Raw genomic sequence first — 14,107 nt, 5'->3', positions numbered from 1 at the left:
CATTCGCGCTTACACCGATACCTGTCTCGTTCGGATGACGGTCAGGCGCCCGGCTCGTCGGCATTGGGGAAGAACAGCTGCTCGCCGCCGATCGTGTAGCCGGCGATGGCGCCCTGGCCCTCGGGCGAGACGAGCCAGTCGATGAAGGCGCGGGCGTCGTCGGCCTTCACGTGCGGGTGCCGCTCCGGCGAGACCAGGATGACGCCGTACTGGTTGAACAGCCGCCGGTCGCCCTCGACGAGGATCTCGAGATCGGCCTTGTTCTCGAAGGAGAGCCAGGTGCCGCGGTCGGTGAGCGCGTAGGCGGGCATCTCGGCGGCGATGTTGAGCGTCGTGCCCATGCCGGAGCCGGTCTCGCGGTACCAGGAGCCCTCGGGAGACACCCCGGCGGCCTCCCAAAGGCGCTTCTCGGCCTGGTGCGTGCCCGAATCGTCGCCGCGGGAGGCGAAGAGCGCCCGGGCCTGCGCGATCGCGGCGAGCGCCGCGACGGAGTCGCTGCCGCCGGCGATCCCCGCAGGGTCCGCCTGCGGGCCGACGACGACGAAGTCGTTGTACATCACCGGTATTCGGGCGACGCCGTAGCCCTCCGCCACGAACTGCTCCTCGGCGGGACGGGAATGGACGAAGACGACGTCGGCGTCGCCGCGCCGGCCGGTCTCGAGCGCCTGCCCGGTGCCCTGGGAGACGACGCGCACCCCGATTCCGGTCTCCTCCGTGAAGGCCGGGAGGATCGCCTCGAACAGGCCGGAATTCACCGTCGACGTCGTGGAGGCGACGGTGATGAAGCGCTCCTGCGCCACGCCGGGCGTCGCGAAGGGCAGGAGCGCGACGGCGGCGGCGAGGATCGTGCGGCGAATCCTGGAACGGTCCACGGGGTGTCTCCTCTGAAGCCGCGGGGAGATCCCCGCGCGTCGGAATCGCGCCTCACCACAGGAGCTCCCCCGCGACGAAGGCGCGGCCTTCGGGGCTCTGCGGCCGGGTGAAGAAGCAATCCGCGGGTCCCTGCTCGACGACCCGTCCGCGGTGCATCAGCACGATCTCCTCCGCCAGCCGCCGGGCCTGGGCGAGATCGTGCGTGGTGATGACGGTGGCGACGCCCTCCGCCTGGAAGGTGCGGATCACGTCCTCGACGCCGCGGGTCGCGGCCGGGTCGAGGGGCGCGGTCGGCTCGTCGAGGAAGATGAGCTCGGGGGAGAGCGCCCAGGCCCGCGCCATGGCGAGGCGCTGCTGCTCGCCGCCCGACAGCACGCGCGCGGGCGCACCCGCGAGCGAGGCCAGGCCGAAACGGGCGAGCGCGTCGTCGGCCCGCCGCCGGCGCTCGCCGCGCGCGACGCCGTGGAGCGCGAGCGCGTGGGTGAGGTTCGCGCGCGCCGAGCGGCGCAGCAGGACCGGGCGCTGGAACACCATCGCGTGCCCGCGCCCCGCGCGCGCCGCGCTCGCCGCCGGGCCGGACCACGCGACCCGCCCGGCGCTCGGCGCGATCAGGCCGTGGGCGATGCGCAGGGTCAGGCTCTTGCCCGCGCCGTTGGGACCGACCACGGCGATGCGCGCGCTGCGCGCGACCTCGAGGTGGACGTCGGCCAGGAGCCGGCGGCCGCCGGCCTCGTAGCCGACGCCCTCCAGGCGCAGCGGCAGGATCGAGGGCGTCTCACGCATCGGCGCCTCGACCCGCCAGCCTGGCGCCGAGCTGCGCGCTTCCGTACGCGCCCGCATTGAGCGCGAGCGTGATCGCGAGCAGGACGATGCCGAGCCCCAGCGCCAGCGCGAGGTCGCCGCGGCTCGTCTCCAGGGCGATCGCCGTGGTCATCGTGCGCGTGTAGCCGGCGATGTTGCCGCCGACGATGAGCACCGCGCCGACCTCGGCGCTCGCCCGTCCGAAGCCGGCGAGGACCGCCGTCGTGAGCGAGAAGCGCGCGTCCCACAGGAGCGTCGGGATCGCGCGGCCGCGGGACGAGCCCAGCGAGATGAGCTGTTCGCGATACTCCTCCCAGAGGTCCTCGACCGTCTGGCGGGTGAGCGCGGTGACGATCGGCAGGATCAGCACGGCCTGGGCGAGGATCATCGCGGTGGGCGTGAACAGGAGCCCGAGATCCCCGAGCGGGCCGGAGCGGGAGAGCACGATGTAGAGCACGAGCCCCGCCACGACCGGCGGCAGCCCCATCAACGCGTTGACCAGCACGATCACGGCGCCGCGCCCGGGAAAGCGTGCGAGCGCGAGCCCGGCGCCCAGCGGCAGGCCGATCGCGCAGGCGATCACGACGGCGCTGAGCGTCACGCGCAGCGACAGCACGACGATCTCGACGAGCGCGGGATCGCGCGCGAGAACGAGGCCGAAGGCGGCGGCGAAGGCTGAATCGGACATCGGGAGATCTGCGTACGGTGTCCCCCATTCTGGATTCGGCGACGGAAACCGGCAAGAACGGAATTATTGCATGAGAACGGAGAAAAATGCAGTGGACCTGATGACGACGGCCGAGGTCGCCGCCTACTTGAGGCTCAAGGAGCGAACCGTCTACGAGATGGCGGGGCGTGGGCAGATCCCCTGCACCCGCGCCACGGGCAAGCTCCTGTTCTCGCGCCGCCTCGTCGATCGCTGGCTCGAGGCGCATACCGAGGCGCCGAGCCGATTCGCGAGCCCGCCGCCGGCGATCTACGCCGGCTCGTCCGATCCGCTGCTCGAATGGGCGCTGCGCAGCTCCGAGAGCGGGCTCGCGGTGCTGGCGCGCGGCTCGCTGGACGGGCTCGAGCGGCTCGCGCGCGGCGAGGCGGCGCTCGCGGGCGTCCACCTGCTGGAGCCGGACACGGGCGCCTACAACGTCGATGCGGTACGCCGCGCCCTGCCGTTCCCCGATATCGTGATGATCCGTTTCTGCACCCGCGAGCAGGGCCTCGTCGTCGCGGCGGGCAACCCGCTCGGCATCCGCACGGTGGCGGACCTCGCGTCCTCGGGCGCGCGCCTGGCGCCGCGGCCCGACGGTGCCGGGACGCGGCTCCTGACGGATACGCTCCTCGCCCGCGCCGGCATCGCGGCGGACGCGCTGCCGCGCGCCGCCCGGCCGGCGCAGACCCAGGCCGACCTCGCGAGCCTCGTCGCGGCCGGCGAGGCCGACGCCGGCGTCGGCGTGCGCGCGGCGGCGATGGCCGCGGGGCTGGACTTCGTCCCGATCGGCGTGGTCGAGCCGTTCGATCTCGTGATGCGCCGGCGCGACTATTTCGAGCCGCCCGTGCAGGGGCTGATCCGCTTCCTGCGCGACCCGGCGCTCGCGGCGGCGGCGCAGCGGCAGGGCGGCTACGATCTCTCGGAGGCGGGGCGCGTCGTGTTCAACGCCTGACCCGGCGACCAGCGGCCGAGCCGGCGCGCCCGCGCGGCGCTCCGGGCGGGCGCCGTCTCGCTCGCCTCGCCGCGCGCCAGGATCTCCCGCGGCGTCCCGCGCCCGACGATCCTCCCTTCGCGCAGCAGCACCACGGTGCCGGCGAGCCGCGCCACTTCCGAGCGCGAGTGGCTGACGTAGACGATCGGCACCCGCGCCTCGTCGCGCAGGCGCTCAAGGTAGGGCAGGATCTCCTGCTTGCGCGCGTCGTCGAGGGAGGCGAGGGGCTCGTCCATGACGAGGAGGCGGGGCGCGGAGAGGAGTGCGCGGCCGATCGCGACGCGCTGGCGCTCGCCCCCCGACAGGCCGCGGGGCCGGCGCTTCAGCAGATGCTCGATGCCGAGCAGCGCCACCACCGGCTCCAGCGCGACCCGCGGTGCGGAGCGGGGCGCGAACCAGCGGCCGAACAGCAGGTTCGTGCGCACCGAGAGGTGCGGGAAGAGCCGCGCGTCCTGGAAGACGAGGCCGATGCGCCTGCGGTGCGGCGGCACCAGGACGCCGGCCTCGGTGTCGGTGAGCGTCTCGCCCCCGATCCGCACGAGCCCCGCCTGCGGCCGCACCAGCCCGGCGATGGCGTCGACGACCGTCGTCTTGCCGGAGCCCGACGGGCCGAACAGCGCCGTCACGCCCGCGTCGCTCGCGAAGGCGAGGTCGAGGTCGAAGGCGCCGAGCCGGTGGCGCAGCGCGATCTCGAGCGTCGGCGCGCCGTCCTGCCTCATGCGATCCCCACCCGCGCCTGCGCCCGCCGCGCCAGGAGCTCGGAGACGAGGAGCGCGCCGAAGGCGATCGCGACGGACACGAGCGTGAGCCTGAGCGCGCCGGCCTCGCCGCCGGGGACCTGCGTGAAGGTGTAGATCGCCGACGGCAGCGTCTGCGTCTGGCCGGGGATGTTGGAGACGAAGGTGATGGTCGCGCCGAACTCGCCCATGGCCTTGGCGAAGCTCAGGATCATGCCGGCGATGATCCCCGGCAGGACGAGCGGCAGCGTCACGACGAGGAAGGTCGCGATCCGCCCCGCGCCGAGCGTCCCCGCCGCCGCCTCGAGCTTCGGGTCGACCGCCTCGATGGCCAGTCGGATCGCGCGCACCATCAGCGGGAAGCCCATGACCGCGCAGGCGAGTGCCGCGCCGGTCCAGCGGAAGGCGAGCACGATCCCGAAGGTCTCCGCGAGGAAGGCGCCGATCGGCCCGCGCCGGCCGAAGAGCAGCAGCAGGACGTAGCCGGTGACGACCGGCGGCAGGACGAGGGGCAGGTGCACGAGGCCGTTCACCAGCGCCTTGCCGGGAAACGAGACCCGCGCGAGCAGCCACGCGACCGCGATGCCCAGCGGCAGGCTCGCGATCGTCGCCCAGAAGGAGACGAGGAGGGACAGCCGCACCGCGTCCCATTCCTGCGGCGAGAGCGCCAGCCAGCCCATGTCCGCGTCACCCATTCGCGCCTCACTCGCCCAGGACCGCGAAGCCCTGGCGCTCGAGCAGCGGGCGGGCCTCGGGCGTGCGCAGGAAGGCGAGGAAGTCGGCCGCGGCCGCGCTCTCGCTCTCGCGCGTCAGCGCCGCCGGGTAGACGATCGGCGGATGCGTCTCCTCCGGGAAGAGCGCCACGACGCGCACCTTCTCGTCCGCCGTCGCGTCCGTCGTGTAGACGATGCCGAGCGGCACTTCCCCGCGGGAGACGAGGGCGAGGGCGGCGCGCACGTTCTCCGACTGGGCGACACGGTCCGCGACGCTCTCCCACACGCCGAGATGCTCCAGCGCCGCGCGCCCGTAGATGCCCGCCGGCACGGCGGTCGTCTCGGCCATGGCGAGGCGCCCGTCCGGGCCGAGGGCGCCGGCGAGGTCGAAGCCCGGCGCGACGGCGATCGCGACGTCGGACGCGGCGGGCGCCACGAGGGCGATGCGGTTGCCCAGGAGATCGATGCGGCTCTCGTCGCGGATCAGCCCCGCCGCGGAGAGGTGGTCCATCCACTCGATGCTCGCGGAGACGAAGAGATCGGCCGGCGCGCCCTGCTCGATCTGGCGGGCGAGGGCGGGGGAGCCCGCATAGGAGATCGCGATCCGCCGGCCGGTCCGTTCCCGGAAGAGCGCGGCGGCGTCGTCGAGCGCGTTCTTCAGGCTCGCGGCGGCGAAGACGACGGCGTCCTGGGCGCGGGCCGCGGGGGCGGCGAGGGCGAGCGCGGCTGCGACGAGCAATGCCAGGAGCGCGTGCTCGAGAGCCTGCTTGCGAGCGTGCCTGATCATGGTGTCGTCCTCGACCGGTTCGCGAAAACATATCGGGCCGCACGGCCACGTTCCAGCGTTATTTTCGCTCAGACATATCGCCTCGATCGGCGGGATCGCGGAGCATGGCGCGCATGGCCTCCATGTCGGCGGCCACCGCATGCTGCGTCTTCTCCTGCATGGCGCGGTAGAGTGCGAGGACCCGCGCGCCGCCCTCGGTGAGCCGCGCGCCGCCCTGCTCGCGTCCGCCGCGGCTGGTCTCGACCAGCGGGGCCTCGAAGCAGCGGTTCATGGTCTCGACCAGCATCCAGGCGCGCTTGTAGCTCATGCCCATGCGCCGCCCGGCCGCGGCGATGGAGCCCGTCTCGCGGATGCCCTCGAGCAGGTCCGCCTTGCCGGGACCCACCGCGATGTCCGGGCCGAGGGGGATGCGCAGGAACGCGCCGGGTCGCCCGCCTTCGCCGATCCCGTCCGTGTCCCGCGCCATCTCGTCCTCGTTCCCTACGCGTCCGACTGCCCAGCATAGAGGCGTGTCGACCGAAAGTTCACCTGTCGTGACCGCGCGTGCGGCGGCTTTTCCCCTGACGGCCGGGCGCTGGTCTGGTATCGTCGCGCGAACGGCTCGGACAAGGATGCGCGATCCCGTGATCGTCGGCGTGCTCAACCAGAAGGGCGGTGTGGGCAAGACCACGATCGCCGTCAACCTCGCGGCGGGCCTCGCGGCGCAGGGGCGGCGCGTGCTCCTCGTCGACGCCGATCCGCAGGGCTCCGCGCTCGCCTGGTCGAGCGCGCGAGAGCGCGAGCCGCTGTTCCCGGTCGTCGGCATGGCCAAGCCGACGCTCCACCGCGACCTGCCGAGCCTGGCCGCGGGCTACGACGCCGTCGTGATCGACGGCGCGCCGCGCGCCAACGACCTCGCCCGCGCCGCGATCCTCGCCAGCGACACGGTCCTCATCCCGGTCCAGCCCTCGCCCTACGACATCTGGGCCGCGCGCGAGACCGTGGAGCTGATCCGCGAGGCGCAGATCTACCGCGAGGGGCTCACCGGCGCCTTCGTCATCAACCGCAAGATCGCCAACACCGCGATCGGGCGCGACGTGACGGGTGCGCTGGAGCCGTTCGAGATGCCGGTGCTCGAGCCGGCGCTGTGCCAGCGCGTCGTCTTCGCCGAGAGCGCCGCGCAGGGGCTCTCCGTCGCCGAGGCCGCGCCGGCGAGCGAGGCCGCCCGCGAGATCGCCGCCCTGGTCGCCGAGATCGCCCGGCGCCATCTGCGAAAGGACGCCGCGTGAGCACCGTCGTCGAGTTCGGACCCGCCGCCGCGCGCCGCGCCGCCGCCGCCCGCCGCGCGGCACCCGTCGAGGCGCGTCGCCGCCGCCCGGCGGAGGTCTCGGCCGACGCCTGGGTCGCCGCCGCCGGCGCGCCGTCCGCGCAGGCGGCGGCCGAGGGGCACGATCCGCTCTCGCTGTCCGAATGCCTCGGCCGGCTCCAGCGCGACTGCGCGGCGGCGCTGCGCGCGCCCGCCGAGCGCCACGTGGCGGGCCTCGGGCGCCTCGCGGCCTGCCGCACGCCCCAGGATCTCGCGGCGACCCAGCTCGCCCTCGCGCAGGAGGCCGCCGCGCGCGGCTTCGAGGACGCCGCCCGCGTCGCCGAGAGCTGGGCGCGGATGCACCGCGCCGCGGCGCGGGTGTGGACGGGTGGGTGGCTCTAGCCGCCGCTCGCGGCGCCCCACCGCGCGAGCGCATCCCGCAGCACGATCGCCGCGCCCGGCTTGAAGTCGCGAGCGACGACGAGCGCCCGAGCCAGGTCGGGAAGGAGCCACGGCTCGAAGCCGGCGATCTCGTCGTCGCGGGGGGCGGGGCGCTCGTCGGGCGTCATCGCGAGGTCCCAGACGAGGAGGTCCTCGCGCGAGAGCCCGTCGGGCCCCGGCGAGAGCCGGTCGAGCCGTGCGGCGGGCCGGGCCTCGCGGAGACGCTCGGGCGTGAGGCTCGCCTCCTCCCGGGCCTCCTCGCGCAGCGTCTCGTCCGGCGTCGCGCCCGCGGGCACGCCGCCTGCGACGGTCGTGTCGAGCAGGCCCGGCGCCGTGCGCTGCCCCGTCGCGCGGCGGGCGAGCCAGACGCGCCGCGGGGTGCCGTCCACATGGCCGACGAGGCAGACCTTGCGCACGAGGAGCCCCAGCGGCTCGGCGGCCGCGCGATCCACCCGCGCCAGCTCGGCCCCGTCCCGCCCCGCCAGGACGCCGATCGCCTCGCCCCGGGGCGGCGGGCACAGGCCCGCGGCGAGGAGCCGCTCGACGGCCGCGTCGAGCGCCCGCTGCAGGTCGCCGGCCGGGAGGGCGAAGCCGTCCGGCCGCGCCGCGGCGAGCCCGGACAGGACGCCCGCGACGGGACCGGTCACTGCGCCGATCGGCTCGGGCGTGCCGTCGACGAAGAGCGGGGCGTAGCCTTCGGGCAGGTACATGGTGCGGTCCCGTGGCGCGGCTTCCGGGGCGGTCCTCTCGCGTGAGGGAACGCGCGAGCGCCGACCTCAGTGCCGCGTGCCCGTCACGCGCTCCGGCTCGGCGCTGGGGATGCCGATCGTCCGCCCCACCACGTCGGGCCGCGGCAGCCGGGCGTGGGCGGCGCGCATGACTTCCAGATTGTCGCGGACCGCATCGGGAAAGGGCGTCACGCGCTTCGTGGTCATGTCGACGTGTAGCGAGAGGATCTCGCAGGTCGCCGCCGTCCAGCCCTCGCGGGCGTGGCGGACCTCCAGATAGACGTGGAAGCGCTTCTCGTCGCTGTCGAGGAGCTGGAGCGTCACCCGCACCGGATCGTCGGCGACGAGCTCGCGGCGATAGAGCACGTGCGCCTCCGCGGCGAAGTAGGAGGCCCGGCGCTCGGCGACGTAGTCCGGCCCGAGCCCTACCATCCCGAAGGCCTCGTCCAGCGCGCGGTCGAAGAGGACGTGGTAGTAGGCGAGGTTCATGTGGCCGTTATAGTCGATCCACGTGTCCTCGACCCGCATCGTCGAGGAGACGAACGGCGCGAAGAAGAAGATCGGGGTCGGCACATGCTCGGCCACAGGAGCCTCTCTGGCATCGTTCCGATCAACGTGCCCAATATGAGAGCGATCGTCCAGCCCGGGAGGCGGGCTAAATCGTTTCAGTTTCCCATACCGCGGAGTCGACCGTTCACCGACGGGTGTCGCGCATCATCACGCCCTGATAATCTCCAGTCGCTCCGTGCGCCGCCACACGTGTCTCGGGACGCGCGCACGCTCCCGGAGGACGTCCATGAAGGCACCCACGCGCCCGCTCCGCGACAGGCCCGACCCGCAGGCTCTCCGCGCCGTCGTGGAGGGGCTCTCGGCCCGCTTCGGCGAGCGCCTCTCCACCGCCGAGGCGGTGCGCGCCCAGCACGCCGCGACCGTGACCTGGGTCCCGCCCCAGCCGCCGGATGCGGTCGTCTTCCCGCGCACCACCGAGGAGGTCGCCGCGATCGTGCGCCTGTGCGCCGAGCACCGCGTGCCCGTCGTCCCATTCGGCACGGGCTCCTCGCTCGAGGGCCACGTCAACGCGCCCTGCGGCGGCGTCTGCGTCGATCTCGGGCGGATGGACGCGATCCTTCGGGTGAACGCCGAGGACCTCGACTGCGTGGTCGAGCCCGGCGTCACCCGCACGCGGCTGAACGCGCACCTACGCGACCAGGGCCTCTTCTTCCCCATCGACCCGGGATACGACGCCTCGCTGGGCGGCATGGTCGCCTGCCGCGCGTCGGGCACCAACGCCGTGCGCTACGGCACGATGCGCGAGAACGTCGTGGCGCTCACCGCCGTCGTGCCGAGCGGCGAGATCGTCCACACCGCGAGCCGGGCGCGCAAGTCGAGCGCGGGATACGACCTCACCCGCCTCCTCGTCGGCTCGGAGGGCACGCTCGGCGTGATCACCGAGATCACGCTGCGGCTGCAGGGCATCCCCGAGGCGATCTCCGGGGGCGTCTGCCCCTTCCCGTCCGTGCGCGCCGCCTGCGAGGCGACGATCCTGACGATCCAGTCCGGTATCCCGGTCGCGCGGATCGAGCTCCTCGACGCCGCCCAGGTCGCCGCCTGCAACGCCTATTCCAAGCTCGCGCTGGAGGAGGCGCCGACGCTCTTCGTCGAGTTCCACGGCAGCGAGGCGGGCGTGCGCGAGCAGGCCGAGCGCTTCGGCGAGATCGCGCGGGAGTGCGGCGGCGGGAGCTTCGCCTGGGCGACCGAGGCCGAGAGCCGCACGCGGCTCTGGCAGGCGCGCCACGACGCCTACTGGGCGGCGCTCGCCCGACGCCCCGGCGCGAAGGGCGTCTCCACCGACGTCTGCGTCCCGATCTCCCGGCTCGCCGACTGCGTCGAGGAGACGTCGGCGGACATGGCGCAGGCCGGGATCGTCGCGACGATCCTCGGGCACGTCGGCGACGGCAACTTCCACGTCCTGCCCCTCGTCGACACGGCCGATCCCGACGAGGTGGCCCGTGTCCACGGCTTCATCGAGCGCCTGATCGCGCGGGCGCTGTCGATGGAGGGGACCTGCACCGGCGAGCACGGCATCGGGCAGGGCAAGATGCACTTCCTCGAGGAAGAGCACGGCGCGCCCGCCGTGGAATTGATGCGCGTGATCAAACGTGCGATCGATCCTCACGACATCATGAACCCGGGAAAGGTCCTCGTCCCCTGACCCGGGCACGGTCGACACGAGGATCTGTTCGTCTTGCGTGACATCCTGACCGCGCTCGCGGGGCTCGTCATCGTCCTGCTCACGGCGGCGCTCGTCGCGCCGCCCCTGATCGACTGGGACCTGCGTCGCGGGGAGGTCGAGCGCGCGCTGTCGCGGGCCGCGGGGGCGACGATCCGGACCGAGGGGCCGCTCGACGTGCGCCTCCTGCCCTCGCCGCGGCTGAGCGTGGGGCGGCTCTCGATCGGCGGAGCCGATCGCGGCGCGGCCTCGCTCGCGGCGGTCGACGTCGTCGCCGAGATCGAGCTCGCGCCGCTCCTCCGCGGCGAGGTGCGCTTCTCCTCGGGCCGCGCCGCCGCCGCCGCGATCCGCGTGCCGACCCGCGGCGACGAGGGTCTGCGCCTGCCCGCCGCCTTCGCGCCGGGGACCGAGGGCGGCGCGCGCTTCGCCTTCGACGACCTGCGCGCCGACACGCTCGCCGTCGTCGCAGTCTCGCCCGAGGGGGAGGAGCGCCGCTGGCTCGACATCGCCGACGTGCGGCTCTCGGCCGACGCGCTGGGCGGCCCCTACCGCATCGACGGCGTCGCCGAGGACCTGCCGTTCCGCCTCGCGACCGGTCGTTTCGACGTCGAGCGGGTGATGGCGATGCGCTTCCAGGCCGGCGAGGACGGGCCGGTGCGCTTCGACGCGCAGGGCGCGCTCGCGCTCGCGCCGTCGGGCGGCGGCTTCTGGACGGCGACGCTCTCCGGAGAGGGGCGCATGATCGTCGCCGCCGCGGAGCCGGACGCCGCGCCCCTCGTGATCGAGACGGCTTTCGCGACCGCCGGGCGCGGCGTTTCGCTCGGCGAGCTCTCGATCGAGGCCGGGGACGCCGGGTCCGGGACGCGTCTCGAGGGCGAGGGCTTCGTCGCTCTCGACGATCCGCGGCTGTCGCTCGACCTCGCGACGCGCCGGCTCGTCGCCGAGCGCGTGATCGACAGCCCGCTCGGGGCGGCGCTCGCCGCCGCCGCCGACGGGCGGCTCGGCCTGCCGGTCGATCTGGATCTCGCCGCCGACAGCGTGGCGCTCCTCGATGAGGAGATCTCGAGCCTCGCGGTCTCGCTCACGACCGCGGGCGATCGGCTGCTGGTGCGCTCCGCCGCCGCCGTGCTGCCCGGCGACGCGCGGGCGCGCTTCTCCGGCGAGGTCGGGCTCGACGGCCCGCCGAGCGCCGACGGACGCGCGAGCCTCGTCACGCAAGACGGCGCGCGCCTCGCGCGCTTCCTGCGCCGCTCCGGGGTCGAGGGGCCGCTCGTCGATCTGCTCGACGGCCAGCCGCTCGACGTCGCCGCCGACGTCGTCTGGCGCGATGACCTCGTCGCCCTCTCGTCGCTGCGTCTGGCCGCCGGCGACACGGCGCTGACCGGGACCGTGCGCTGGGACGCCGAGGGCCCCGGAGGGCGGCCGGCGCTCTCGGCGCAGATCGCCGCGGACGGCCTCGACGTCGCGCGCCTGCCGCAGCTCTCCGCGCTCTCCGACCTGCCGCGCGCGCTCGACGTCGATCTCGTGCTCGACGCCGAGGACGTCCGCTTCGAGGGCGCCGAGGGCGCGGGGCGCATCCGCGCACGGCTGAGGTCCGAAGGCGAGGGGATCGAGATCGAGACGCTGGAGATCTCCGACCTCGCCGGCGCGGAGGTCTCCGTTTCCGGGCGCATCGGCGAGGACGGGGCCGGGCGCATCGAGGGGCGGCTCGCGGCGGTCGAGGCCGAGCCGCTGATCGCGCTCCTCGGCCGCGTGGCCTTCGGCGAGGCGATGGCCCTCATCCCGGGCTTCCTGCGCGAGGGCGCGCTCGACGTCGCGCTCACCGTCGAGCGGCTCGCCGAGGCCCGGGGCGCCGCGGCGGGCGGGCTGCGCACGGCGATCGAGGGGACTGCCGCCGGCGGGCCGATCGCGGCGCGATGGCTCACCCTCGACGGGCGTACCGAGCGGCTCGAGCTCGAGCTCTCGACCGCGGACGTCGCCGGCTGGCTCGGCGCCGAAGGCGGCGCGGCGGTGGCCGAGACGATCGCCGGCGAGCCCGCCCTCGTCGCGCTGACGCTGGGCCGCAGCGGACCCGACCGCTTCGTCGCCCGCGTCACCGCCGACGTCGCGGGCCTGCGGCTCGACACGAGCCGCCCGCTCGTGCTCGACGCCATCGACTTCGCGCCGATCGGCGGGGAGGTCGACCTCGTCGCACAGGACCTGCGCCCGGCATTCGCGCTGCTCGGCGGCCGGATCGTCGCCGAGGCGCCGGTGCCGGCGACGCTGCGGGCCTCGATCCGCCGCGAGGGCGTCGAGACGCTGCTCGAGGCCGGCGGCAACATCGCCGAGACGAGCGTGCGCATCGACGCCACCCTGCCGCCGGACGGACCCCCGCGCGCTGAGATCCGCACCGCGCGCCTGTCGCTGCCCTGGCTGGTCGAGGCCCTCGCGCTCGGGGACGTGCTGGAGGGGCGCGACGCGACCTGGTCGCGCGAGGCCTTCGCCGCGCTGGCGCGCCCGCTCGAGCGCGGCAGCGCCACGGTGATCGTGCCGCAGCTTTCCCTCGGGCGCGGCTATGTCGCCGAGGGCGCGCGGTTCGACGTCGCGCTCGAGCGCGACGGCATCGCGATCACCGGGCTGGAAGGCGCACTCGCGGACGGGCGTATCGCCGCGGACCTGACGCTGAGCCGGCCCGCCGCCGAGCGGGCGTCCATCGTCGGCGAGGCCTCCCTCGCCGATCTCGCGCTCTCGCAGCTGGCTCCCGACCTCGCCGTCGAGGGCCGGCTCACCGGCACGATCGGCTTCGGCGGGTCCGGCGGCAGCATCGCCGAGGTGGTGGGCGCGCTCGCGGGGGAGGGGCAGATGACGATCACCGACGTCGTCGTGCCGGGCGCCGACCCGTCGGCGATCGGCCGCGGGCTCGACCGGGCCCTGGCCGAGGAGGATCCGCTCGGTGGCCGGCGGATCGACACCTACGTCTCCGCCGCGCTCGACGAGGGGCCGCTGCGGGTCGACGCCGTCGAGGCGCCGGTGACGCTGGTCTCGGGCGTGCTCGGCCTCTCGCCCGTGCGCGCCGAGGCGGCGGGCGGGGACTTCGAGGGGGCGGTCGCGCTCGACCTGCGTGCGCTGACGCTGGAGATCCGCGGCTTCCTGCGCGGGAAGGACTCGCCGCAGGGCTGGGAGGGACCCGCGCCGATGATCGGCGTCACCCTCGCCGGGCCGATCGGCGATCTCGCCCGCACGGTCGACGTCGGGCCGCTGACGAACGGCATCGCGGCCATCGTGCTCCAGCGCGAGCTCGCCCGCATCGAGGCCTTCGAGCGCGAGGCGAGCGAGCGCCAGCGCCGCATCGACGAGGCGCGCATGCTGGAGCTGCGCCGCGAGCGCGCGGAGGAGTGGCGGGTGGAGGCCGAGCGCCGCCGCCGGGAGGAGATCCGCGAGCGCGGCGCCGCGGAGGAGGCCCGCCGCGACGCCGAGCTGCGCTCGCTCGAGGCTCTGACGCAGGAGCGGGCCCGGCAGGCGGCGGAGGCGGAAGAGCGCCGCCGGCTGGCGGAGGAGGACGCGCGCCGAGCGGCGGACGAGGAGGCCCGGCGGGTCGCCGAGGAGGAGGCCCGGCGCGCCGAGGAGGAGGAGGCCCGGCGGGCCGCGGAGGAAGCCCGGCGGGCCGCGGAGGAGGCGGCGCGCGAGCCGCCGCCGGTCGATGCGCCGCCGCCGACGAGCGGCGCGCGCCCCGAGCCGGCGACCTTCGACGCCGACGCGCTGCGCCGCTTCCTCAGCGAGCAGGTGCTCGCGCCGCCCTCGATCGAGGCGCCCCCCGCCGCGGCGCGCTGAGCCGC

The 14,107-nt window shown here is 75.0% G+C and carries 13 protein-coding genes and 1 pseudogene; 5 read left to right on the top strand and 9 right to left on the bottom strand.

The window, feature by feature from the left end:
• Positions 1–41: 41 nt before the first annotated feature.
• Genes G407_RS0101150 through G407_RS0101140 form a run of 3 tightly spaced genes read right to left on the bottom strand, consistent with a single transcriptional unit; the run spans position 42 to position 2,362 of the window.
• The gene (locus G407_RS0101150; RefSeq protein WP_029029330.1) at positions 42–872 is read right to left on the bottom strand and encodes an ABC transporter substrate-binding protein; all 831 of its coding nucleotides are present in this window, start codon (positions 870–872) and stop codon (positions 42–44) included.
• Positions 873–924: 52 nt separating this feature from the next.
• Complete coding sequence (locus G407_RS0101145; protein WP_029029329.1) at positions 925–1,656, bottom strand: ATP-binding cassette domain-containing protein; 732 nt, start codon at positions 1,654–1,656, stop codon at positions 925–927.
• Positions 1,649–2,362: an ABC transporter permease gene (locus tag G407_RS0101140; RefSeq protein ID WP_029029328.1), complete on the bottom strand. Its 714-nt coding sequence runs from the start codon at positions 2,360–2,362 to the stop codon at positions 1,649–1,651. The genes G407_RS0101145 and G407_RS0101140 overlap by 8 nt, the downstream gene beginning before the upstream one ends.
• Positions 2,363–2,432: 70 nt before the next feature.
• Between G407_RS0101140 and G407_RS0101135 the strand changes: the two genes are divergently transcribed.
• Entirely contained in the window at positions 2,433–3,332 is a 900-nt protein-coding gene (locus tag G407_RS0101135; RefSeq protein WP_029029327.1) for a helix-turn-helix transcriptional regulator, read from the top strand.
• A 59-nt stretch (positions 3,333–3,391) separates the two neighbouring features.
• Here the strand turns inward: G407_RS0101135 and modC are convergent.
• From modC to G407_RS0101115, 4 genes and pseudogenes are all read right to left on the bottom strand, one after another.
• Positions 3,392–4,090: pseudogene (gene modC / locus G407_RS25025) on the bottom strand (molybdenum ABC transporter ATP-binding protein); the annotation flags it as partial.
• Positions 4,087–4,788, bottom strand: coding sequence for a molybdate ABC transporter permease subunit (gene modB / locus G407_RS0101125; protein ID WP_029029326.1), 702 nt, complete (start codon positions 4,786–4,788; stop codon positions 4,087–4,089). The pseudogene modC and the gene modB, both read right to left, overlap by 4 nt.
• A gap of 22 nt (positions 4,789–4,810) precedes the next feature.
• Positions 4,811–5,608, bottom strand: coding sequence for a molybdate ABC transporter substrate-binding protein (gene modA, locus G407_RS0101120; protein WP_052340800.1), 798 nt, complete (start codon positions 5,606–5,608; stop codon positions 4,811–4,813).
• A gap of 58 nt (positions 5,609–5,666) precedes the next feature.
• The gene (locus tag G407_RS0101115) at positions 5,667–6,074 is read right to left on the bottom strand and encodes a winged helix-turn-helix domain-containing protein (protein ID WP_052340799.1); all 408 of its coding nucleotides are present in this window, start codon (positions 6,072–6,074) and stop codon (positions 5,667–5,669) included.
• Positions 6,075–6,231: 157 nt separating this feature from the next.
• Here G407_RS0101115 and parA point away from each other — a divergent pair, with 157 nt between their 5' ends.
• Complete coding sequence (parA, locus tag G407_RS0101110) at positions 6,232–6,876, top strand: ParA family partition ATPase (protein ID WP_029029323.1); 645 nt, start codon at positions 6,232–6,234, stop codon at positions 6,874–6,876.
• A complete protein-coding gene (locus G407_RS0101105) occupies positions 6,873–7,295 on the top strand; it encodes a phasin family protein (RefSeq protein ID WP_029029322.1) in 423 nt (140 codons plus the stop codon). Before parA ends, G407_RS0101105 begins: the two co-directional genes overlap by 4 nt.
• Here the strand turns inward: G407_RS0101105 and G407_RS30075 are convergent.
• Together G407_RS30075 and G407_RS25015 are read right to left on the bottom strand one after the other, a co-directional pair.
• A complete protein-coding gene (locus tag G407_RS30075) occupies positions 7,292–8,044 on the bottom strand; it encodes an NUDIX hydrolase (protein WP_052340798.1) in 753 nt (250 codons plus the stop codon). The two genes, G407_RS0101105 and G407_RS30075, sit on opposite strands and share 4 nt — an antisense overlap.
• 66 nt (positions 8,045–8,110) lie before the next feature.
• Positions 8,111–8,647 carry a thioesterase family protein gene (locus G407_RS25015; RefSeq protein WP_043538614.1) on the bottom strand — a complete coding sequence of 179 codons (537 nt, stop codon included), beginning with the start codon at positions 8,645–8,647 and terminating at the stop codon, positions 8,111–8,113.
• A 211-nt stretch (positions 8,648–8,858) separates the two neighbouring features.
• Between G407_RS25015 and G407_RS0101090 the strand changes: the two genes are divergently transcribed.
• On the top strand, positions 8,859–10,274 hold the full coding sequence (locus G407_RS0101090) for an FAD-binding oxidoreductase (RefSeq protein WP_029029321.1): 1,416 nt from the start codon (positions 8,859–8,861) through the stop codon (positions 10,272–10,274).
• Between the two features lie 33 nt (positions 10,275–10,307).
• On the top strand, positions 10,308–14,102 hold the full coding sequence (locus G407_RS0101085; RefSeq protein WP_029029320.1) for a hypothetical protein: 3,795 nt from the start codon (positions 10,308–10,310) through the stop codon (positions 14,100–14,102).
• The last annotated feature ends 5 nt before the right edge of the window (positions 14,103–14,107 follow it).

The organism is Salinarimonas rosea DSM 21201, from assembly GCF_000429045.1.
In the GTDB taxonomy this organism is placed as follows: domain Bacteria; phylum Pseudomonadota; class Alphaproteobacteria; order Rhizobiales; family Beijerinckiaceae; genus Salinarimonas; species Salinarimonas rosea.
This window is presented reverse-complemented; position numbering and strand designations above follow the sequence as displayed.

Bases quoted from the DNA above. Each gene is read 5' to 3' on its own strand.
- G407_RS0101140 (WP_029029328.1), bottom strand. From the start codon at position 2,362: ATGTCCGATTCAGCCTTCGCCGCCGCCTTCGGCCTCGTTCTCGCGCGC.
- G407_RS0101135 (WP_029029327.1), top strand. From the start codon at position 2,433: ATGAGAACGGAGAAAAATGCAGTGGACCTGATGACGACGGCCGAGGTC.
- G407_RS30075 (WP_052340798.1), bottom strand. From the start codon at position 8,044: ATGTACCTGCCCGAAGGCTACGCCCCGCTCTTCGTCGACGGCACGCCC.
- G407_RS0101115 (WP_052340799.1), bottom strand. From the start codon at position 6,074: ATGGCGCGGGACACGGACGGGATCGGCGAAGGCGGGCGACCCGGCGCG.
- modB (WP_029029326.1), bottom strand. From the start codon at position 4,788: ATGGGCTGGCTGGCGCTCTCGCCGCAGGAATGGGACGCGGTGCGGCTG.
- G407_RS0101090 (WP_029029321.1), top strand. From the start codon at position 8,859: ATGAAGGCACCCACGCGCCCGCTCCGCGACAGGCCCGACCCGCAGGCT.
- G407_RS0101145 (WP_029029329.1), bottom strand. From the start codon at position 1,656: ATGCGTGAGACGCCCTCGATCCTGCCGCTGCGCCTGGAGGGCGTCGGC.
- modA (WP_052340800.1), bottom strand. From the start codon at position 5,608: ATGATCAGGCACGCTCGCAAGCAGGCTCTCGAGCACGCGCTCCTGGCA.